The 20,094-nt window shown below is 68.9% G+C and carries 16 protein-coding genes; 8 read left to right on the forward strand and 8 right to left on the reverse strand.

What is annotated here, in order from left to right:
* The first annotated feature begins 12 nt into the window (after positions 1-12).
* Positions 13-2,220, forward strand: coding sequence for a 3-hydroxyacyl-CoA dehydrogenase NAD-binding domain-containing protein (locus tag EV659_RS07485; protein WP_132708244.1), 2,208 nt, complete (start codon positions 13-15; stop codon positions 2,218-2,220).
* A gap of 119 nt (positions 2,221-2,339) precedes the next feature.
* Here the strand turns inward: EV659_RS07485 and EV659_RS07490 are convergent, their stop codons facing one another.
* Positions 2,340-3,164, reverse strand: coding sequence for a glycosyltransferase family 2 protein (locus EV659_RS07490; RefSeq protein WP_165878780.1), 825 nt, complete (start codon positions 3,162-3,164; stop codon positions 2,340-2,342).
* Between the two features lie 615 nt (positions 3,165-3,779).
* On the opposite strand from EV659_RS07490, the gene EV659_RS07495 reads away from it, so the two are divergent.
* From EV659_RS07495 to EV659_RS07510, 4 genes are all read left to right on the forward strand, one after another.
* Entirely contained in the window at positions 3,780-4,796 is a 1,017-nt protein-coding gene (locus EV659_RS07495; RefSeq protein WP_132708246.1) for a hypothetical protein, read from the forward strand.
* A 58-nt stretch (positions 4,797-4,854) separates the two neighbouring features.
* Positions 4,855-6,087 (forward strand): LPS export ABC transporter permease LptF, encoded by a 1,233-nt coding sequence (gene lptF, locus EV659_RS07500; protein ID WP_165878781.1) that lies wholly within the window; start codon positions 4,855-4,857, stop codon positions 6,085-6,087.
* Complete coding sequence (gene lptG, locus EV659_RS07505) at positions 6,084-7,205, forward strand: LPS export ABC transporter permease LptG (RefSeq protein WP_132708248.1); 1,122 nt, start codon at positions 6,084-6,086, stop codon at positions 7,203-7,205. Before lptF ends, lptG begins: the two co-directional genes overlap by 4 nt.
* 69 nt (positions 7,206-7,274) lie before the next feature.
* Positions 7,275-8,072 (forward strand): enoyl-CoA hydratase/isomerase family protein, encoded by a 798-nt coding sequence (locus tag EV659_RS07510; RefSeq protein ID WP_132708249.1) that lies wholly within the window; start codon positions 7,275-7,277, stop codon positions 8,070-8,072.
* A 105-nt stretch (positions 8,073-8,177) separates the two neighbouring features.
* Here EV659_RS07510 and EV659_RS07515 read toward each other — a convergent pair whose 3' ends face one another.
* A complete protein-coding gene (locus tag EV659_RS07515; RefSeq protein WP_132708250.1) occupies positions 8,178-9,806 on the reverse strand; it encodes an EAL domain-containing protein in 1,629 nt (542 codons plus the stop codon).
* An 88-nt stretch (positions 9,807-9,894) separates the two neighbouring features.
* Positions 9,895-11,292, reverse strand: coding sequence for a spinster family MFS transporter (locus EV659_RS07520; protein WP_420877579.1), 1,398 nt, complete (start codon positions 11,290-11,292; stop codon positions 9,895-9,897).
* A gap of 434 nt (positions 11,293-11,726) precedes the next feature.
* On the opposite strand from EV659_RS07520, the gene ettA reads away from it, so the two are divergent.
* Positions 11,727-13,400 carry an energy-dependent translational throttle protein EttA gene (ettA, locus tag EV659_RS07525; RefSeq protein ID WP_132708252.1) on the forward strand — a complete coding sequence of 558 codons (1,674 nt, stop codon included), beginning with the start codon at positions 11,727-11,729 and terminating at the stop codon, positions 13,398-13,400.
* Between the two features lie 255 nt (positions 13,401-13,655).
* Positions 13,656-14,030, forward strand: a complete 375-nt coding sequence (locus EV659_RS07530; protein ID WP_132708253.1) for a DUF2237 family protein — start codon at positions 13,656-13,658, stop codon at positions 14,028-14,030.
* Between the two features lie 30 nt (positions 14,031-14,060).
* On the opposite strand, the gene EV659_RS07535 is transcribed toward EV659_RS07530, so the two are convergent.
* Together EV659_RS07535 and EV659_RS07540 are read right to left on the reverse strand one after the other, a co-directional pair.
* Positions 14,061-15,008 carry an MlaA family lipoprotein gene (locus EV659_RS07535; protein ID WP_132708254.1) on the reverse strand — a complete coding sequence of 316 codons (948 nt, stop codon included), beginning with the start codon at positions 15,006-15,008 and terminating at the stop codon, positions 14,061-14,063.
* 145 nt (positions 15,009-15,153) lie between these two features.
* Positions 15,154-15,636, reverse strand: a complete 483-nt coding sequence (locus EV659_RS07540; protein WP_132708255.1) for a peroxiredoxin — start codon at positions 15,634-15,636, stop codon at positions 15,154-15,156.
* A 235-nt stretch (positions 15,637-15,871) separates the two neighbouring features.
* Here EV659_RS07540 and EV659_RS07545 point away from each other — a divergent pair, with 235 nt between their 5' ends.
* Positions 15,872-16,435 carry a YqgE/AlgH family protein gene (locus EV659_RS07545; RefSeq protein ID WP_132708256.1) on the forward strand — a complete coding sequence of 188 codons (564 nt, stop codon included), beginning with the start codon at positions 15,872-15,874 and terminating at the stop codon, positions 16,433-16,435.
* Positions 16,436-16,603: 168 nt separating this feature from the next.
* Here the strand turns inward: EV659_RS07545 and EV659_RS07550 are convergent, their stop codons facing one another.
* Genes EV659_RS07550 through EV659_RS07560 form a run of 3 tightly spaced genes read right to left on the reverse strand, consistent with a single transcriptional unit; the run spans position 16,604 to position 20,050 of the window.
* Positions 16,604-17,866 (reverse strand): M16 family metallopeptidase, encoded by a 1,263-nt coding sequence (locus EV659_RS07550; RefSeq protein ID WP_132708257.1) that lies wholly within the window; start codon positions 17,864-17,866, stop codon positions 16,604-16,606.
* Entirely contained in the window at positions 17,863-19,251 is a 1,389-nt protein-coding gene (gene thrC / locus EV659_RS07555; RefSeq protein ID WP_132708258.1) for a threonine synthase, read from the reverse strand. The genes EV659_RS07550 and thrC overlap by 4 nt, the downstream gene beginning before the upstream one ends.
* 43 nt (positions 19,252-19,294) lie before the next feature.
* Positions 19,295-20,050 carry an SURF1 family protein gene (locus tag EV659_RS07560; protein ID WP_165878782.1) on the reverse strand — a complete coding sequence of 252 codons (756 nt, stop codon included), beginning with the start codon at positions 20,048-20,050 and terminating at the stop codon, positions 19,295-19,297.
* Positions 20,051-20,094: the final 44 nt, after the last annotated feature.

Below are 20,094 nucleotides of genomic sequence, written 5' to 3' on the forward strand. Positions count from 1 at the left end.
GAGGACCACTCCATGACCGAGACCATCCGTTTTGATGTCGACGCCGACGGTATCGCCGTCCTGACCATCGACCTGCCCGACCAATCCATGAACGTGATCGACGCACGCCTGGGCGACGACCTGGCCCGCGCCGTCGACCGGGTGATCACCGACGACGCCATCGTCGGCGCGGTGATCATCTCGGGCAAGAAGGACTTCATGGCCGGCGCCGACCTGCGCATGTTGCAGGATCTGTCGCGCGAGGCGCCGTCGATGCGCGCCGGGGACGTCTATGAGCGCAACGTGTCGCTCAACCTGTTGCTGCGCAAGCTGGAGACCGGCGGCCACGACGCCAAGGCGATGCTCAAGCAGGGCGCTAAGGCGAAGCCGTTCGTGGCTGCGGTCGCCGGCCGGGCGCTCGGCGGCGGCTTCGAAATCCCGCTCGCCTGCCACTTCCGGGTGTGCACGCCCGACGCCCAGTTCGGCCTGCCCGAGGTGATGGTGGGGCTGTTGCCGGGGGCCGGCGGCACCCAGCGCCTGCCGCGCCTGATCGGCCTGCAGGCGGCGCTTCAGTATCTGACCACCGGCAAGACCATCAAGGCGCAGGAAGCCAAGGGCTTCGGCATCGTCGCCGAGGTCGTCGAGCCCGATCAGTTGCTCGCCAAGGCCAAGGAGATCGTCAAGGCCAACCCCAAGGTGGTCGCGCCCTGGGACCAGAAGGGCTTCAAGTATCCCGGCGGCGGCGGCGCCATGCACCCCAAGGCGGTGGAGACCTTCATCGGCGCCAACGCCATGGCGCGCGGCCAGTCCTGGGGCAATTATCCCGCCGTCGACGCGATTTTGAGCTGCGTCTATGAAGGCTCGATCGTGCCCATGGACACCGCCGTGCGGCTGGAGAGCAAGTATTTCACCAAGCTGATCCAGGGGCCGGTGGCCGGCAACATGATCCGCACCCTGTTCGTCAACAAGCAGGCGGCCGAAAAGGGCATGAACCGCCCGGCGGAGGTGGAAAAGGCGCCGATCCAGAAGCTCGGCATGTTGGGCGCGGGGCTGATGGGCGCCGGCATCGCCTATGTGTCGGCCAAGGCCGGCATGGAGGTGGTGCTGCTGGACCGCGAGCAGGCCGCCGCCGACAAGGGCAAGGCCTATTCCGAGCGGCTGGTGGAAAAGGACGTCAAGAAGCGCCGCACCACCCAGGACAAGGGCCAGGCGCTGCTGGACCGCATCCACCCGACCACCGACTATAACGACCTCAAGGGCTGCGACCTGATCATCGAGGCGGTGTTCGAAAACCGCGAGATCAAGGCCGAGGTCACCAAGGCGGCGGAAGCGGTGGTCGGCCCCGACACCATCTTCGGCACCAACACCTCGACCCTGCCGATCACCAGCCTGGCCGAGGCGTGGAGCCGGCCTGAGAACTTCATCGGCATCCACTTCTTCTCGCCGGTCGAGAAGATGATGCTGGTCGAGATCATCAAGGGCGAGAAGACCGGCGACAAGGCGATCGCCAAGGCGCTCGACTACACCCAGGCGATCCGCAAGACGCCCATCGTGGTCAATGACAGCCGCGGCTTCTACACCTCGCGTTGTGTCGGCGTCTATATCATGGAAGGCTTCGGCATGTTGGAGGCGGGCGTCGCCCCGGCGCTGATCGAGAATTGCGGGCGCCAGGCGGGCTTCCCCATGGGGCCGCTCGAACTGGGCGACGAGGTGGCCATCGACCTGTCGGTCAAGATCATGCGTCAGACCATGGCCGATCTGGGCGACGCCTATGTGGCGAGCCCCGGCGACGCGGTGGCGATCCGCATGGTCGAGGATCTGGGCCGGTTCGGCGCCAAGAACGACAAGGGCTTCTACGACTATCAGGACCACCGCAAGACCGGCCTGTGGCCCGGCCTGGCCGACGCCTTCCCGGTCGCCGGCGACCAACCGTCGGCCGAGGACGTGCGCCATCGCCTGTTGTTCTCGCAGGTGGTCGAATGCGCCCGCTGCTTCGAGGAGGGGATCTTGGAAAACCCCATCGACGGCGACCTGGGCGCCATCTTCGGCTGGGGCTTCCCGCCCTTTACCGGCGGGCCGTTCAGCTTCCTCGACACCTACGGCATCGCCCGCTTCGTCGAGGACGCCGACGCGCTTGCGGCGCGCTTCGGCGACCGGTTCACGCCGCCCAAGCTGCTGCGCGATATGGCGGCGGCCGGGCGCACCTTCTATGGCGACATGGAACAGCGCGCTGCTGCCTGACCCGACCGGTCGAGGCGCTGATAAGCATCGCGGCCACGCAAGGGACCAGCCCCTTGCGTGGCCGTTTTATGCGCCGGCGCGTCGTTTTGGCTGTCGCGTCTTCGGGCGTCGCGGGGGGATCAGGGGGCCGGGTCGCCTTCCCAGTCCCGGCTGCGCAGGTTGATGTTGTACATGGTGCGCTTTTCGAAGCGCGGGCGCAGGAAGCGATAGAAGAACCAGTCCTTGGTGAAGCCGGGCGAGAAATTGTACAGCAAGCGCTCGCCGAGCGACCAGTCGACCCGGCTGCGGTCCTTGCGCCGGTCCGACGTCAGGCACCAAAAATTGCCGCTATAGACGATCCGGCCGTGGCGGCGCACCCGGTTGACCACCTCATGGTCGGCGACCATGAACGGCCACAGATCGACCGAATATCCCCCCGCAGCGCGCAGGCGGCCCATATGGAAGCACTGGCCATAGCCGCCGGTGTGGCCCTGGTTGCGCAATAGCCGGCCGGCGATGGCGCCCTTGAGCCGCACCAGCCGCGCGCGCAGCGGCGACGAGCCGCGATAGACGCCGAGCGCGAACACCGCCGCGGCGTCCGGGTGGGCGTCGAAGCCGGCGCCGGCGCGCGCCAGATAGTCGACCGGATAGAGCGTGTCGGCGTCGCACAGCGCCACATAGGCCGTGGTCACCTGGGCGATGCCGGTTTCCAGCGCATAAAGGCGGCCCTGGCGCGGTTCGGGCACGACCCGCACGTCAAGGCCCGGATGCTCGGCGGCGAACCTTGCCACCACCTCGGCGGTGCCGTCGGTCGAGGCGTTGTCGACCACCACGATCGACGGCGTGCCGATGCTTTGGGCGGCCAGGGTGTCGAGCGTGCGGGCGATGAACCGGGCTTCGTTGAACGCCGGGATGACCACGGTCCAGCGTTCGGGCGTGGCGGCGGTTTGTTGCTTGTCCGTCAAGGGGCTCTCCTCATTAGACCGGGATAAGAGCCCATCGGCTTGTCCTCTGTCCAGGGGGGTACTTTGGGTTCCTGTCAAAATGCTCGCCGTCCCGGTCTTCGGGGTGGCTTACCCAATCGCGGCGTCTAAGATTAATGTCATTGCACTGGCGACGGGCAAATCTTTGTGCCAGGAACGTATAGAAAAACCAGTCTTTCGACCGTCTTGGCGAGAAATAGTAGATCGCCGCTCAACCAGCGTCCAGCGCACGCTGCGTCGGTTCGCTCGCCGATCCGACGCCTGGCACCACAGATGCCACGGATAAATCGCCCGGCCCTGTTTCAGCACCCGACGCGCCAGGTCCGGCGAGCCGTCATCCACCAGGACCAACACGAACGGCCGAAGCGCGGCCGGTCGGTCGGTGCGACGGGGGCTGCCAGGCCGGCGGCTTCGGTGTCTGTGGGGATCATCTGCGCTACTCTGCGGGGATGCCCTGCGGGCTTTGTGCCTCAAATAGGTTGCGGTGCGGGGGTGGTAAAGGCCCGCAGTGTCGCGATCGTGACGATTGCGGCGGCCGGGCCGGTACAGTAAGGCAGGGCGCGGCACATCCGAGGCGACGGAGGCGGCGGCACGGCCATGGGCACAGCCTGGGCATCATTATGGGCGCGGGGCCGGCAGGTGGCCGGGCGCGCGCGCGCCTGGACGCCGCCGGCCTGGGTCGGGCGGACGGTCAAGGCGGCGCTGTTCTGCGCCGTGCTGGCGCTGCTCGTCCACCAGCTATGGGGCGTCGGGTTCGAGGCGGTGCTCGCCGACACGCCGGCCTCGCCCTGGTTCTACCTGTTGTTCGCTGTGCGCTATGCGGCGTTCTCAGGCTTCGAGATCGCCATTTACGGCCATCTCTTCGGCCGCCCGCTATGGCGCGCCTGGCCGGTGTTCCTGCGCAAGCGGGTGCTGAACTTCGCCGTCGTCGACTATTCGGGCGAGGCCTATTTCTACCATTGGGCACGCCGCGAACTGGGCGACGCGCGCCCCGGCGGCCTGCCGGTGTTCGCGCTGGTCAAGGACGTCAATATCCTGTCGTCGGCCGCGGCCATGATCGCCACGCTGGCGCTGTTGGCCGCGGTCGCCGCGACCGGGCAGTTGAGCCGCGCGCTCGACGCCGCGCCGGGGCTTGAGGGCACGCTTGCCTGGGCGGCGGCAGCGGCGGCGCTGCTGCTGGCCTTGTTCCTGGTGTTTCGCGGCCGGGTGCTGTCGATCCCGGCGGCGGCCGCGCGCCGGGTGTTCGCGCTGCATGGCGCGCGGCTGGCGGTGGTCTCCGGTTTGCAGGTGGCGCAGTGGGCCTTGGTGTTGCCGCTGGTCGACTGGTCCACATGGGGCGTCTTTCTGGCGCTCTATATGGCGATGACCCGGCTGCCGCTGGTGCCGGCCAAGGAACTGGCCTTCGCCGCCGTGGCGGTGGCCCTGGCCGGTGCGGTGGCGGCGCCCGACAGCGCGGTCTCGGCGCTGTTTCTGGTCAATGGCGTGTTGATGCAGGCGACCAATCTGGGCCTGTTCGCGCTGACCGGGTTGACCGGCAGCGGCCGGATCGCCGGGACGCCGGGCGAGCCCGTGTCCGCCGGTCCCCTTGATAGCGGCGGGAAATTCGGCCATTGAGGCGATCGGGGGCCACGCTGTCCGCTCCCGTCGTCCTGCCGTGAGGAAGCCCCGGCCGGTGTTTCAGACCCTCGACCGTTACCTGTTGCGCAGTGTCGCCGAGCCGTTCGCCCTGACATTGGTGATCGCGGTGTTGCTTCTGTTGTTGGAGCAGATGCTGCGGCTGTTCGATTTCGTCATCAACGAGAACGGCCCGGCCGACGTGGTCTGGGCCATGCTCTTGCACCTGCTGCCCGAGTATCTGGGCACCGCCCTGCCGCTCGCCGCGTTCATCGCCATGCTGGCGGCGGCGCGGCGGTTGTCGCGGTCGAGCGAATTGGACGTGATCCGCGGTGCCGGGGTGTCGTTGCGCCGGCTGGTGCGACCGCTCTATGTGGTGCTGGTGCCGTTGATGGCGCTGCATGCGCTGGTGGTCGGCTGGGTGCAGCCGGTCAGCCTCTATACCTACAGCGCGCTCAAGTTCGACGCCCGCAGCGGCGCCCTCGGTGCCACCGTCGGTGTCGGCGAGTATGTGGACCTGGCGCAAGGGGTGGTCTTGAACGTGGGCGGCGTGGAACGCGGCGGGCGCATCCTCACCGACATCTTTCTGGAGCGCCACGGCCCCGGGGGCCGGGTGGTGGTCACCGCCGAGCGCGGGGAGTTTCTGGCCACGGCGGACGAGAACGTCATCTTGTTACGGCTTTATCAGGGCCGGTTGCTGAACCTGACCGATGTCAACGGCACGCCGAGCCTGCTGCGCTTCGAGCGCCAGGATCGCCCGATCGCCTTGCCGCCGATCGAAGCGTTCCGCCCGCGCGGCAGCCGCGAAGAAGAGGCGACACTGCCCGAATTGTGGCGCTTGACCGGCTATGGCGCGCCGGGCGACCCGGATGGCCCGGGCGGCGACGCCGTCGCGACCGGCCCGGACAGCGCGGCTGCGCGCGCCGAATGGCACTGGCGGTTGCTGTCGACGCTCAACTTCCTGCCGCTGCCGCTGTTGGCGTTCGGGCTCGGGGTCATCGACAAACGCCGCGACAGCGGCGCGGGCGCCTTGCTCGGCCTGGTCACGGTGATCGTCTATCATGAGGTGATGGAAGCCGGCCGCGCCATCGTGGCCTCGGGCGTCGCCGCGCCGTGGCTTGCCATGTGGCCGATCTATGCCGCCTTGTGGGCGTTTGCGCTGTGGGCCTTTCATGTCACTGGCGACCGGCCGGGGGCGCCCGCGCTGACGCCGCTTGAAACCGCCGGTCAGCGCCTGGGCGCCCTGCTCGGGCGTCTGGCCCGCCGCCTTCGTCGGAGACCCGTTCCATGACCCGTCCGTTCAAGCGCCTGGTCCGTCTGGCGGTGCCGTCGCCGACGCTCGCCGGGTATCTGGCGCGCCAGTTCGCGCTGCGGTTCGCGCTCGTGCTGGCGCTGATCGTGGTGGTGCTGCAACTGCTCGACCTGATGGCCACGTCGGAGGCGTTGTTGGCGGGCGAGGGCGCGGGCCGGGGGGCTTTGTTGCGCTATGTGGTCTTGCGGGTGCCGCAACTGGTCGACCAGTTCGTGCCGTTCGCCGCCCTGCTTGGCGTGTTGTTCACCCTGTCGACGCTGCGCCAGTCGAGCGAATTGACGGTCATGCGCGGCACCGGCCTGTCGCCGCACCGGTTGCTGCTGCCGCTGGGCGGTGTCTGTCTGGCCATCGCCATCGGCCATTTCCTGTTCTTCGAGACCGTGGTGGTGGACGCGTCCAACCGGCTGAAATACTGGCAACAGAACGACTATGCCGCCGACCTGCCGCCGCGCCCCGATATCCGCACCGATATCTGGCTGACCCAGGGCGACCGGGTGATCCATGTGGAGGCGCTGAGCCGCTCGGGCAGCCGGGTGATCCTCGACCAGGTGACCGTCTACGGCCTCGGCGCGGACAGCATGGTGCGTTATACCGAACGCGCCGACTTCGCCTGGTACGACAAGGGCGAATGGCGGTTGTTCGGGGTCCGCCGGTTCGGCGTCGACACGCTGGAGACCACGGCGGCGCAGTCGGCGGTGTGGGACCTTGCCTTGACGCCCGACCAGTTCCTGACCCGCAATGTGGACCCGGACGTGACCGAGCTTGGCACCTTGCGCGAGGTGGTGGCGTCCATGGCGCAGCAGGGGCGCGACGCCGCCGCGCTGTCGACCGCGCTGCTCAGCCGCCTGTCGGGGCCGGCGTCGACCCTGGTGATGCCGTTGATGGGCGCGGTGGCAGGCGCTGGCGCCATGCGCCGCGGGCGCGGCACCGCGCGGCTGCTGATCGGCATGGCGCTCGGCTTCAGTTACTTCGTCGCCGAGAATTTCATGCTGGCGATGGGCGAATTGGGCAGCGTGCCGCCGGCGGTGGCCGCCTTCGCGCCGTTGCTGTTCTTCGCCCTGGTGGGCTTCGCGCTGATCTTCCTCACCGAGGAGTAGCCGTTGACCGGCCCGCCGGGCGTCGGTCAAGCTCTCCCCCATACCCAAAAGAGGTGAGGGAGGATGCCCATGGCCCTGGGCCGCGACTATCAACGGCTGCGCTTCGAGCGCGCCGGCCGGGTGCTGACCGTGACCATCGACACGCCCGGCGCCATGAACCCGGTCGACGGGCGGCTGCACCAAGAATTGGCTGCGCTGTTCCCCGACCTGGGCGCCGACCCCGACAGCGACGTGATCGTGCTGACCGGTGCCGAGCCCGGTTTTTGCGCCGGCGGCGACATGGCCTGGTTTCAGGCCATGATCGACGAGCCGGGGCGTTTTCGCGCCATCGCCGCAGACGCCAAGCGCATCATCCTGGGCGCGTTGGAGATGGAAAAGCCCGTGGTCTGCCGGATGAACGGGCCGGCCGCCGGGCTTGGCGCGTCGCTGGCCTTGCTGTGCGATATCATCGTCGCCGCCGACACCGCGTCGATCGGCGATCCGCATGTCAAGATGGGCCTGGTGGCCGGCGACGGCGGCGCGCTCTTGTGGCCGCAGATCATCGGCTATCCGCGCGCCAAGGAACTGCTGCTCACCGGCGACATGGTGGCCGCCCCGCGCGCCGCCGAGATCGGGTTGATCAACGATGCCGTGCCGGCGGCGGCGCTCGACGACCGGGTCGACGCCCTGACGGCCAAGTTGGCCGGCGGGGCGCGGTGGGCGCAGCGCTGGACCAAGGCGGCGATCAACCTGCCGCTGCGCGACCTGGCCAACCAGATTTCCGAGGCCGCCATCGCCTATGAGATGATCACCCAGGCCAGCCCCGACCATGGAGAGGCGGTAGCAGCGTTCGCCGACCGGCGGCCGCCGCGCTTCACCGGTGGCTGACGCCCGGCGCCCGGTACCCGGCGCCCGACCGTTGTGGCGTGGCTGCCGGCGCGCCGGCGGGGCGGCATGGCAAGGCAGGCGCATGGCTGGCACGGGTGCGCCCGGTCAGCCGACCGCCGAGCGCGGGGTTACCTTCAGGCCGGGCTGCGGGTGGCCGTACAGGAAACCCTGGGCATAGTCGACGCCGAGGCCGCGCAGCATCGCCGCCTGTTCCGGGGTTTCGACCCACTCGCCCACGGTCTTGATATCCAGGTCGCGGCATAGCCCCACCATGCAGCGCAGGAAGGCGTGGTCGCGGTGGCTGCGTTGGGCATCGCGGATATAGCTGCCGTCGATCTTGATGCCGTCGACGCGCAGCGCCTTGAGATAGCGAAAGCCCGCACCGCCGGCACCGAAATCGTCCAGATAGACCTTGAAACCCAGGTCGCGCACCCGGTTGATGGTCGATTGCAGGGTTTCGGGTGCCTTGATCTCGGCCGATTCGGTGATTTCCAGGCTGAGCCGGTCGGACAGCCGCTGGTGCCGGGCCAGTTGGCGCAACAACTGGGTTACGAACGGATCGCTCTGCAGCGACCGGCCGGAGATGTTGACCGCGACCCGGGGCGGGCGATGCCGGTCGTCGATCTGGTTGAGCTTGTCGATCACCCGGGTGATCACCGCGCGGTCGAATTCCGCGATCAGCCCGGTGCGTTCGGCGAAGGCGATGGTGGCATAGGGTGACGGGCGGGCCGGGCCGTTCGCTTGGCTGCCGGTCTGGCCCTCGGTCTGGTCGAAGCGGGCCAGCACCTCGTAATGGTGCGGCATGCCGTTGGCCAGGGTGACGATCGGCTGGAACACCAGGGAAAACGCCCCTTCCGACAGAACCCGCCGGAACTGGCTCACATTGTCATTGGCCTCGCGGATGACGCTGGCGAAATTGGTCGACAGCGAGTCGATGTCGAAACCTTGTGCGTCTTCAGTAAATTGCTGGAGACAATAAACAATGGCGCGCACCGCGTCCTCGCGGTCGAGCGCGCGGCTCGGGTCGAGCGTGGCGGAGCGGACGTCGACGCCCGTTGCCTCGCCCAACCCGGCGATCATGGCGCGCGTGGCCGCGCCGTCGCCGGTGTCTTCCTGGACCACGGCGAAGCGGTGGTCGCTCAGCTTGATCGCCCCTTGGCCGCCCAACGACATGGCGCTCAGCCGCTGCTCGAACGCGCGCACCTGAGCGTCGTTCAGATCGTCGTCGCCCAACGTCTCCAACACCGTCAACAGCCGGTGCGGTACGCCGTCGTCGGCGGGGCCGGCGCTGGGCTCGGTCAGCAGGCGGGCCAGCCGCTCCAGCATGGCCCGGCCGCCGTCGGGCCGGTTGCGTGCCGACACCAGATGGTCGATCAGCGACGCGGTGGTGCCGTAATGGGCCGGGCTGGTGAGCAGCGCATAATAACGCCCGTCGCGGTGCGGCAGACGGCCGAAATTGGCGATGAAGGGGCGCATTTCGCCGTCGTCGCAGGGCAGGCGCAAGCGGATCGGACCACTGCGAAAGGTGCTCGACAAGGCGTCGAAGGCGCCATGGAGCGCCGGCCGGTCATCGGCGGCGATGGCGTCGGGTAGCGCCAGGGGCCCCTTAGCGCCCCCCAGCGCGGTGCCGGTGACGGCGCCATCGGCGTGCAGAATGCGATAGTCGGAATCCAATTCCAGAACGATGTCGCCGGCGGCAAAGGCAACGCCCAGGAAACGGTCGGGAACGGTCACGGCCGGAATCTCCACTGCAACATGCGGGGACGGAAGGAGCGGCCTTGCTTATCACAAATTTGCGTTAAAAAACCCTTCTCGGCCAGGGTCAATTTGCCGGGTCGTGCCAATCGCGAGACAGGTGGCGCGCTGCCCATAGCAACAGCAGGGCGGCGACGAGATAGAGCCCTGCCCCCGACAGCATGGCATAGCGCAGCGATTCGGCGCCGAAGCGCGCGGCCAGTGCGTCCGACAGCGCGCCGATCAACAGATTGCCCAGCGCCAGGCCGATCAGATTGTTGATCAACAAAAACAGCGCCGAGGCGGTGGCGCGCATGGTCGCCGGCACCAGGTGCTGGAACGCCGACAAAAGCGGCCCGAGCCAGGTCAGGCTGAGCGCCTGGAGGACCAGAAAGGCGGCGAAGGCCGCCGCCGGCGTGTGGGTCAACAGGCCGATCACCAGGGCCGGCAGGATCGCCAGGAACGCCACCGCCGGCACCCGGGCATAGGCCGCGCGGTCGGTGCGCCCGAGCCGGTCGGCCAGGATGCCGCCGGCCAGCACGCCTACGGTGCCGCCGACCAGCAAGATGGTGGCATAGAAAAAACCGGCCAGACGCACCGGCCCGGCGTCCGCCGGCACCAGGACCGCCGGCGCCCAGGCGAAGAACGCCGGCAGCGTATCGGCGAAGCTGCGCACGAAGAAGGATGGCAGCCAGAACATCAAGCCATAGCCGACCATCGAGGCGCTGGCCGCCCCCAGCGACAACAGCCAGAAGCTGGGCTTGGTGCGCAACAGCGCCAACACCGCGCCGAAGCCACCGTCGGCGCCGGCCGCCCGGGCCTCGGACGGGTCGGCCCGGGCCGGCCCGCCTTGCACCGGCCCGTTCTGTACCGGATTGGAGGCCGAAGCAGGGGCCGAAGCGGAGCCGGACGCCGGCGCTGCCGCCGGGGGCTTGGGGGGCTTTGCGGCGCGGCGGGCGGGTTCGCGCACGGTCAGCCGAAACAGCGGCGCGATGGCGACGCCGGCCAGACCGACGATCAGAAATGCCGCGCGCCAATCGAGGGTTTCGGCGAGCACGCCGCCGACCCCGACCGCCAGCCCGCCGCCGAGCGGAATGCCCAGGGAATAGATGGCCAGCGCCCGGGCGCGCTGGTGGCTGGGGAAATAATCGGCGATCAGGGCATAGGCCGGGGCGACGCCGCCGGCCTCGCCGATGCCGACGCCCATGCGCGCCAGGAACAACTGCCAGAAAGACTGCGCCAGGCCGCTGAGCGCGGTCATGGCGCTCCACAGCGCGAGGGCGATGGTCATCACCCCGGTGCGCGACCAGCGATCGGCCAGCCGCGCCACCGGCAGCCCCAGCGTGGTGTAGAACAGCGCGAACGCGACCCCGCCCATCCACGCCAACTGGGTGTCGCTGAGCCCCAGGTCGGCCTTGATCGCCGGCGCCAGGATGCCGACGATCTGCCGGTCGACGAAATTGAACGTGTAGACCAGGATCAACATGCCCAGCACCCAGGCGCGATAGGCCGGGCGCGCCGGTGCGGCGGTGTCGGCGGTTGCGCTGGCGGTGTCCGTGGCCGGTGCGGTGCGGCGGCGGGCGGACAGGGGGGCGGTGTCGGCGCGTCGGCCGGGGGTGTCGGTCATCGGGCGGCGGGCTCCGGTTGGGGCGATTGCTGGGGCGTCGGGCCAGGCCGGCGGGGTGGCGGAGGTCACGCTTAGGCGGGCGCGCGCGCGCTGTCGAGGCCGGCGGCGCAGGCCGGGGCGAACCGCCGGCTCCGCCGCCGGTTTTCCCACGGCTTCAGCCCCGGTCGCACCCCGGATCTCCGCCCCGGTCTCGCCCCGGGTCGCACATTGTGTTGGTCGCGGTGATGGTTTAGACAGGCGGCCAGCCGCGGTGCCGTCCGGCGCCCGCCCTTCCAAGCGACGAGGACCCCTTTATGGCCAACCCGCAGTATGTGTTTCAGATGCGCAACCTGTCCAAGACCTATCCGGGCGGCAAGCAGGTTCTGAAGGACATCACGCTCAACTTCCTGCCCGGCGCCAAGATCGCCATCATCGGCGTCAACGGCGCGGGGAAATCGACGCTCATGCGCATCATGGCCGGCATCGAGACCGAGTTCCAGGGCGAGGCGTGGGCCAATGAGGGCGTGCGGGTCGGGTATCTGCCCCAGGAGCCCCATCTCGACCCCGACAAGACGGTCAAAGAGAACGTCATGGACGGCGTGCGCGGCGTTCAGGACCTGATCGACCGCTATAACGCCATCGCCGAGAAGTTCGCCGAGCCCGACGCCGATTTCGACGCCCTGATCGCCGAACAGGGCGAGTTGCAGGAACAGATCGAGGCGGTCGACGGTTGGGAACTCGACAACCGGGTCGAGATCGCCATGGAGGCGCTGCGCTGCCCGCCCGGCGACTGGGCCGTGGACAGCCTGTCGGGCGGCGAGCGGCGCCGGGTGGCGCTGACCCGGCTGCTGCTGGAAAAGCCCGACATGTTGATGCTCGACGAGCCCACCAACCACCTGGACGCCGAATCCGTGGCGTGGCTCGAAGGCTATCTCCAGGACTATGCCGGCACCGTCGTGCTGGTCACCCACGACCGTTACTTCCTCGACAATGTGGTCGGCTGGGTGCTCGAACTCGACCGTGGCCGCGGCATCCCGTTCGAGGGCAATTATTCGCAGTGGCTCGAAGCCAAGCAAAAGCGTCTGTCGCAAGAAGAACGCGCCGACGAGGCGCGCAAGAAGGCGCTGGAACGCGAACGCGAGTGGATGGCGCAAAGCCCCAAGGCGCGCCAGGCCAAGTCGAAGGCGCGGATCAAGTCCTACAACGAGATGCTGGAGCGCCAGGAAGAACGCGTCGCGGGCTCGGCGCAGATCAAGATCCAGCCGCCCAAGCGGCTCGGCAATCTGGTCATCGAGGCCGAGGGGCTGACCAAGGCTTATGGCGACAAGCTGCTCTACAAGGGGCTGAATTTCACCCTGCCGCCGGGCGGTATCGTCGGCGTGATCGGCCCCAACGGGGCGGGCAAGACGACCCTGTTCCGGATCATTACCGGCCAGGAACAACCCGATGGCGGCGAGCTGCGCGTGGGCGACACGGTGGAACTCGGCTATGTGGACCAGTCGCGCGACGCGCTCGACCCCAACAAGAATGTCTGGGAAGAGATTTCCGGCGGCGACGACGTGTTCTATTTCGGCAAGACCGAAATCCCGACCCGGGCTTATGTGGGCGCGTTCAACTTCAAGGGCTCGGACCAGCAGAAGAAGGTCGGCCACCTGTCGGGCGGCGAGCGCAACCGCGTCCACCTGGCCAAGATGCTCAAGCAGGGCGGCAATGTGTTGCTGCTCGACGAACCGACCAACGATTTGGACGTGGAGACCCTGCGCGCCCTTGAAGAGGCGCTCGAAGACTTCGCCGGGTGTGCGGTGATCACCAGCCACGACCGCTTTTTCCTCGATCGCCTGGCGACCCATATCCTGGCCTTCGAGGGCGACAGCGAGGTGGTCTGGTTCGAGGGCAATTTCGAGGATTACGAAGAAGACAAGAAGCGCCGCCTGGGCGCCGACAGCACGATCCCCAAGCGCATCAAGTACCGCAAGTTCGAACGCTGAGCCTGGGGCACGGGGGCAGCGGAGCGGCCGAAAGTCCCCGGCCCCTCGGGGTTCCCCCGAAACCCGCTACGGTCATTGCGAGCCCGTGAGGGCGACGCAATCCACGGGCGTTTCGGTCAAGACGCCGGCGGCGGTTGGATTGCTTCGGCGCTGACGCGCCTCGCCATGACGGGGTGGGGTCTGTTCAGGCGGTCCGGGCGAGGGGGTGGTTGCGTATCGGCCCATGGGAGCGACCCAATGCCGAAAGGAGGCGCTATGACCCATGGTCCCAAGAACGTGCTGGGCACCGCCTTGCAGCCCTGTGGGCTTGACCCGGTGACCGGCTTCTATCGTGACGGCTGTTGCAATACCGGCCCGGAAGACGCCGGCTCGCACACCGTGTGCGCGGTGATGACCGAGCCATTCCTGGCCTATACCCGCTCCAAGGGTAACGACCTGTCGCAGCCGCGCCCCGAATTCGGGTTCCCCGGCCTGACCACCGGCGACCGCTGGTGCGTCTGCGCGGCGCGCTGGGAGGAGGCCCGCCGGGTCGGCCTGGCGCCGCCGGTGGACCTGGCGGCGACCCACGAACGCGCGCTCGATGTCTGCGCGCTCGCCACCCTCAAGGCGCACGCCTTGCACACCGTGTGACCGGGGCGCCGGCGCCGCCGGGCGGGCGGATCAGCGCAGGCCGTTGGGGCGCTGGCGCATCTCGTCGAGGGTCTGGTCGAACAGGTCCTCGCCCTCGGGGTCGCAGCCGGCGTCGAGCGCATTGTTGGTGATCGCGAAGCAGCGGCTTTGCAGATAGCCCGAGCGCATCAGCGTATAGCCGCGGTCGATGTCGTCGATCTCGAAGATCTGGTCCACCTGCTCGTCATAGCGCGCCCGGGTGTCGATGGCATTGCCGATGCCAAGCCCGGTATTGACCCAGCGCAGGTCGGCGCCGCGGATACCGAATCGGCTGTCGATGCCGATCTGTACGGGGTCGAGCAGGATGTCGCTGCCGAGCCCGAAGGCGCCGCGCAGGGTCGACGGGCCGAAGAACGGCAGCACCACATAAGGCCCGCTCGGCACGCCCCAGACCGCCAGCGTCTGGCCGAAATCCTCGTCCGCCTCGGGCACGCCGTTCTGGCTCGCCACGTCGAACATGCCGCCGAGGCCCACGGTGGCGTTGAGCACGATGCGGCCGAGCACCCGGCCGGCGCGTTCGGGCTCGCCTTGCAGGATGTTGTGGGCCAGGTTCAGCGGCTCGGTCAGCAGGTCGAAGACATTGGCGATGCGGTTGCGCACCAGTTCGGGCAGCACGGTGTTGTAGGCGCCGGCCACCGGGTCGAGCAGATTGCGGTCGATCCATCGGTTGGCGACGAAAAGGCCGCGATTGGCGCCGCGCCAGGGGTCCTTGGTCTGACCCATGGCCGCCGCCGTCTCGGGCACCGCGCGCGGCTCGTCGGCCGCCGACGGGGCGGGTTGAGCGCCGGCTGGGTCCGCCGGGGCGGCATCGGTCTGGGCTTGGGGGGCGCTCAAACTGGCCGTGACCGATGCGTCGGGCGCATTGGCTGTGTCGGCACAACCGGCCGCCAGGGTGCACAGACCGGCCAAGGAGACGGTCTTCAGAAGCGGATGAAGCATGGGCGGACCTCGACCGGGTTTTCGGACATGGTCTGCGCATAGCACGCGCGGACCGCCGGTGCCACTCTCGCAATGGCGTATTGTGCAGCGCGCTGAGCGCCTTGGCGTCCGGCAAGGCGTGCTGCCGGACGCCAAAGGCCGGGTGTCACAGCCGGTCGAGCATATACTCGGCCGACGACACCTCGAAGCCGCCGCCTTCGTCCACGTTCAACTGGGTGACCTGGCCGTCTTTGGCGACCAGCGAGAAGCGCTGGCTGCGCACGCCCATGCCGAAGCCGCTGGCGTCGAGGTCGAGGCCGAGCGCCTTGGCGAAATCGCCATTGCCGTCGGCGAGCATGCGCACCGCATCGCCCACATGGCTGGCCTTGCCCCAGGCGTCCATGACGAACACGTCATTGACCGACAGGCAGGCGATCTCGTCGATGCCCTTGGCCCTCAGCGCGTCGGCCTGGGTGACGAATCCCGGCAGGTGCTGGGCCGAACAGGTGGGCGTGAACGCGCCGGGCACGGCGAACAGGGCCACCGTCTTGCCGGCGACCAGATCCTTGACGCTCAGCGGCTGCGGGCCGTCGGCGGTCATTTCCATCAGCGTGGCGTCGGGCAGGGTGTCACCGACTTGGATCGTCATGGCGCTGTCTCCATATGAAAAGGGGTCGAGGCAGGCGGCCGGCCGACCGGCTCGGCCGGTCCGTGTCGCGGTCTTAACCCGATGTTTCGGGTTTGAAAAGAGACAATGCCCGTCGCCTTTCCCGGCACCCGCGGCGCAGCCGGGTGCTTGGCGGGTTGGGCGAAAAATCCTTTACCGGGCACACGTTCAAAGGCAGGCTTGGGGCATGCGAAGTCGTCAACAGGCCGAAAGAGCGATGACATCCGAGGGATTCTTGGAGGATCAGTTCCTGCTGGCCATGCCGTCCATGGGCGACAGCCGGTTCGAACGCACGGTGATCTACATGTGCAGCCATTCCTCCGATGGCGCCATGGGCTTGGTGGTCAACAAGCCGATGGACTGGATCACCTTTGCCGAATTGCTCGATCAACTGTCGATCGCGGTCGACGGCGAGGTGCCGGACCTTCCTATCCACGCCGGCGGGCCGGTGGAGACCGGGCGCGGCTTCGTGCTGCACACCGCCGATTTTCTCCAGGATTCGACGCTGGAGATCGGCCGCAGCCGGGCGCTCACCGCGACGGTGGATATCCTCAAGGCGATCGCCGGCGGCACCGGCCCGCGCCACAGCTTGCTCGCCCTCGGCTACGCCAGTTGGGCGCCGGGGCAGTTGGAATCGGAAATCCAGCAAAACGCCTGGTTGACCCTGCCGGCGGATGACGACCTGCTGTTTCGCACCAATCTGGATGCCAAGTACACCGGCGCGCTCGGCCGCCTGGGCGTCGACCTGTCGGTTCTGTCGGGCGAGGCCGGCCACGCCTGACCGTTGCGGGCGCGTCAACGCGCGCCCACGGCCCTCCGCCATCGCGCACGAGCGGTGCCCCTCTCCGCCTTTGCGGGCGACAGCGCGGCAATCCCCCTGGCCCACCGGCCGCGCCCATCGCGCAGGCCGGGCTGGCGCTGCCGCCGGGGCGTGGCCGGCGGCGGCCGGTCAGTCCAGGAAGGCGGCGCGGATCGCGTCTTCGTCGGGCAGGGCGGCTTGCGGGCCGACGGTTGCCACGGTCAGCCGGTGGTCGGCCAGCGTGCGCCGGCACACCCGCTCGATCGCCTCGGCGTCCACCGCCTCCACCTTGGCGGTCATCTCTTCCACCGGCACCACGCGGCCGAAGATCAGCATCTGCCGGCCCATCTGTTCGACCCGCGCCGAGGTGCTTTCCATCGACATCAGCAAGCCGGCCTTGAGCTGGGCGCGGGCGCGGGCGATCTCGCGGTCGTCGAGGGTCGCGCACAGGTCGCGCATCTGTGCGCCCATCACCGGCACCGCGTCGCCCACGGTCTCGGGGTCGGTGCCCACATAGATGCCGAACAGGCCGGTATCCACATGCGGCGAGGTGAAGCTGTAGATGGCATAGGCGAGCCCGCGCTCCTCGCGCACCTCCTGGAACAGGCGCGACGACATGCCGCCGCCGAGCAGGGTCGAGAACACATTGAGCGCGTAGAAATCCGGGTCGCTGAACGGCAGCGACGGGAAGCCCACGGTCAGGTGGATCTGTTCGAGCGCGCGGTCGGCGCGCACCATGCCGCCTTCGTAGCGACCGGGCTCGAAGCCGCCGGCACGGCTTGCCGGCAGGTCGCCGAACGCGTCGTCGACCAGGCGCACCAGGATGTCGTGGTCCACATGGCCGGCGGCCGCCACCACCAGCGTCTCGCCGCGATAGTGGGCCTGCTGGAAGGCGATCAACTGGTCGCGGGTCACCGAACACATGGTGTCGGCCGACCCGAGGATCGAGCGGCCGAGCGCCTGGTCGGGGAAGGCGCGCTCCTGGAGCATGTCGAAGACGATGTCGTCGGGGGTGTCCTGGGCCTGGCCGATCTCTTGCAGGACCACCTCGCGCTCGCGCTCCAATTCGTCGGCGTCGAAGCGCGACCGGCGCAACAGGTCGGCCAGCAGATCGACCGCCAGACCCATATCCTCCTTCAGCACCCGGGCATAGAAGGTGGTGTGGTCGCGGCTGGTGAAGGCGTTGAGCACGCCGCCCACATCCTCGATCTGTTCGGCGATCTGGCGCGCCGTGCGGCGTTCGGTGCCCTTGAACAGCATATGTTCGAGCAGGTGCGCGATGCCGTTGTTGTGCGGCGTCTCATAGCGCGAGCCGGCATCAATCCAGACGCCGATGGAGACGGTCTCCAGGTGCGGCATCTCATCGGTGACGACGCGGACGCCGTTGGCCAGGGTGGTGACGCGGATGGTCATACATGCTCCTTCATATACCGGGCGAGGGCCGCGGCGTCGGCGGGCAGCGTTTCGACGTGCTCGGCCCGCTCCATCAGGTCGGCGAGGCGCGACGGCAGCGCTGGATGGGCGCCGATGGCGTCGGCCACGGTCTCGGGAAACTTGGCCGGGTGGGCGGTCGCGGCGATCAGGGTCGGCACGCCGTCGTCGGCGAACGCCCGGCGCGCGGCGGCCACGCCCACGGCGGTGTGCGGGTCGATCACCCGGCCGGTGTCGCTGTGGACCTGGCGCAGGGTCTCGACGGTCTCGGCGTCGTCCACGCGCACCGAGGTGAACCGCCCGGCCAGGCGGGCGTGTTCGGTGTCCGACAGCACCAGACCGCGGCCGTCGTCGACGCCGGCCATGGCGCGGGCGGTGGCCGCCGGGTCGCGGTCCTTGAGGTCATAGACCAGGCGCTCGAAATTGCTCGCCTTCTGGATGTCCATGGCCGGGCTCAGGGTCTCGACCGCCTGGGCGGGTTCGTAGCGCCCGGTGGTCACCACCCGATGCAGGATATCGTTGCGGTTGGTGGCCAGTGCAATGCGGCCCACCGGCGCGCCCATTTGGGCGGCGGCATAGGCTGCGAAGGCGTTGCCGAAATTGCCGGTCGGCACGCAGATATTGACCGGCCCGCCGCCCAAGGCCGCGATCGCACTCATGTAATAGACGCTCTGGGCCAGCACGCGCACCAGATTGATCGAGTTGATGGCGGCGAAGGCGCGCTCGTCGCCGTCCAGCCGGCCCTGGCGCAGCAGCGTTTTGACCATGCGCTGGCAGTCGTCGAAGCTGCCGTCGACGGCCAGATTGTGGATGTTGGGCGCGTCCACCGTGGTCATCAGCCGGCGTTGCACCGCGCTGACCCGACCCCGGGGGTGCAGCATCACCACCGACAGGTGCGCCGAACGCCGGCACGCCTCGATGGCCGCCGCCCCGGTGTCGCCCGAGGTGGCGCCAAGGATGATCCGGCGTTCGTCGCGCTCGGCCAGCAAAAAGTCGAACACCCGGCCCAGCAATTGCAGCGCCAGGTCCTTAAACGCCAGGGTCGGGCCGTGATAGAGTTCGAGCAGGTGCAGCCCCTGGTCGAGATCGCTGACCGGCGTCACCTCGGCCTCGTCGAAGCCCGCATAGGCGTGGGCGGCCATGTCGGCCAGGGCTGGGCTGTCGATGGTGCCGGCGGCGAACGGCGCCAGGGTCTGGGCGGCGCGCATCGGATAGGTCATCGGCGCGGTCCACAGCTCAGCCGGGGCCGCGGGCCAGGCGCGCGGCACATAAAGCCCACCGTCGCCGGCCAGGCCGCGCAGGGTCGCGTGCTCGAAATTCGCGCCGGTCTCGCCGCGCGTGCTGTCGTAAACGGGGGCTGGGGTCATCGCCGATACTCACTCCGGGGAACGGGCTGGCCGGGGCTGGAGCCTAGGGTTGCCCCGGCGCGCGCCGGCTGAACCCGTAGGCGATATATACGCCCAGCAAGACCAGCGCCAAGGCAAACCATGTCAGCGCATATTCCAGATGATCGTTGGGGATGTCGACCCGCGTCTGTCCACCCCGGGGCAGGGGGTCGGGTCCGCCCGCCTCCCCATCCGCCGCCATATCCACGTCCACACGCGTTTCCGCGTCGACCATCACCGGGGCGACCGGGGCCAGCCCCATGGCGGCGGCCAGGGCGTCGCGGTCGGCGGCGTAGAAGCTGCGCGTGGCCGGCTCGGGCGCCGGCACCAGCCAGCCGCCGGGGCGCGACAGCCGGGCGATGCCGGTCACCGACACCGGCCCTTCGGGCTGGCTTTGCGGCCTGGTTTCGGGCGCGCGCCGGTCGTCGGGCACCAGGCCGCGATTGACCAGCACCGGCGGGCCCGCGTCGCGGATCAGCGGCGTGTAGACCATCCAACCGCCGCCGCGCCGGCCCGAGAACACATATTGCTCGCGGGCGTGGTCGAAGCGGCCGGTCAGACGCACCGGGCGATAGCGCCAGCGCGCCGGGTCGTCGATGCGCGCCGGCAGGGCCACGGCGGGCTGGTCCATGCGCGCGTCGATCTCATCCAGCAGGGCGGTCTTCCAGTCCAGGCGCTGGAGCTGCCAAAGCCCCAGGCCGATCAGGATCGCAAGCGCTGCCAGGGTCAACAGCGTCGGGCCGGGGCCGGGGCGAAAGCGGGACACAAGGGGGGCGGGCATGGGCCGGGGACGGTCCTCGTCGTCGGAAAGGCAGGGGCGTGGCG

The organism is Rhodothalassium salexigens DSM 2132 (assembly GCF_004341375.1).
GTDB lineage: Bacteria > Pseudomonadota > Alphaproteobacteria > Sphingomonadales > Rhodothalassiaceae > Rhodothalassium > Rhodothalassium salexigens.

What these genes read in the sequence shown, in the direction of transcription:
- EV659_RS07485 (WP_132708244.1), top strand. Translation starts at nt 13, where the DNA reads ATGACCGAGACCATCCGTTTTGATGTCGACGCCGACGGTATCGCCGTC.
- EV659_RS07560 (WP_165878782.1), bottom strand. Translation starts at nt 20,050, where the DNA reads ATGCCCGCCCCCCTTGTGTCCCGCTTTCGCCCCGGCCCCGGCCCGACG.
- thrC (WP_132708258.1), bottom strand. Translation starts at nt 19,251, where the DNA reads ATGACCCCAGCCCCCGTTTACGACAGCACGCGCGGCGAGACCGGCGCG.
- EV659_RS07495 (WP_132708246.1), top strand. Translation starts at nt 3,780, where the DNA reads ATGGGCACAGCCTGGGCATCATTATGGGCGCGGGGCCGGCAGGTGGCC.
- EV659_RS07550 (WP_132708257.1), bottom strand. Translation starts at nt 17,866, where the DNA reads ATGACCATCCGCGTCACCACCCTGGCCAACGGCGTCCGCGTCGTCACC.
- EV659_RS07520 (WP_420877579.1), bottom strand. Translation starts at nt 11,292, where the DNA reads ATGTTGATCCTGGTCTACACGTTCAATTTCGTCGACCGGCAGATCGTC.
- lptG (WP_132708248.1), top strand. Translation starts at nt 6,084, where the DNA reads ATGACCCGTCCGTTCAAGCGCCTGGTCCGTCTGGCGGTGCCGTCGCCG.
- ettA (WP_132708252.1), top strand. Translation starts at nt 11,727, where the DNA reads ATGGCCAACCCGCAGTATGTGTTTCAGATGCGCAACCTGTCCAAGACC.
- EV659_RS07545 (WP_132708256.1), top strand. Translation starts at nt 15,872, where the DNA reads ATGACATCCGAGGGATTCTTGGAGGATCAGTTCCTGCTGGCCATGCCG.
- EV659_RS07540 (WP_132708255.1), bottom strand. Translation starts at nt 15,636, where the DNA reads ATGACGATCCAAGTCGGTGACACCCTGCCCGACGCCACGCTGATGGAA.
- EV659_RS07510 (WP_132708249.1), top strand. Translation starts at nt 7,275, where the DNA reads ATGGCCCTGGGCCGCGACTATCAACGGCTGCGCTTCGAGCGCGCCGGC.
- EV659_RS07530 (WP_132708253.1), top strand. Translation starts at nt 13,656, where the DNA reads ATGACCCATGGTCCCAAGAACGTGCTGGGCACCGCCTTGCAGCCCTGT.
- EV659_RS07535 (WP_132708254.1), bottom strand. Translation starts at nt 15,008, where the DNA reads ATGCTTCATCCGCTTCTGAAGACCGTCTCCTTGGCCGGTCTGTGCACC.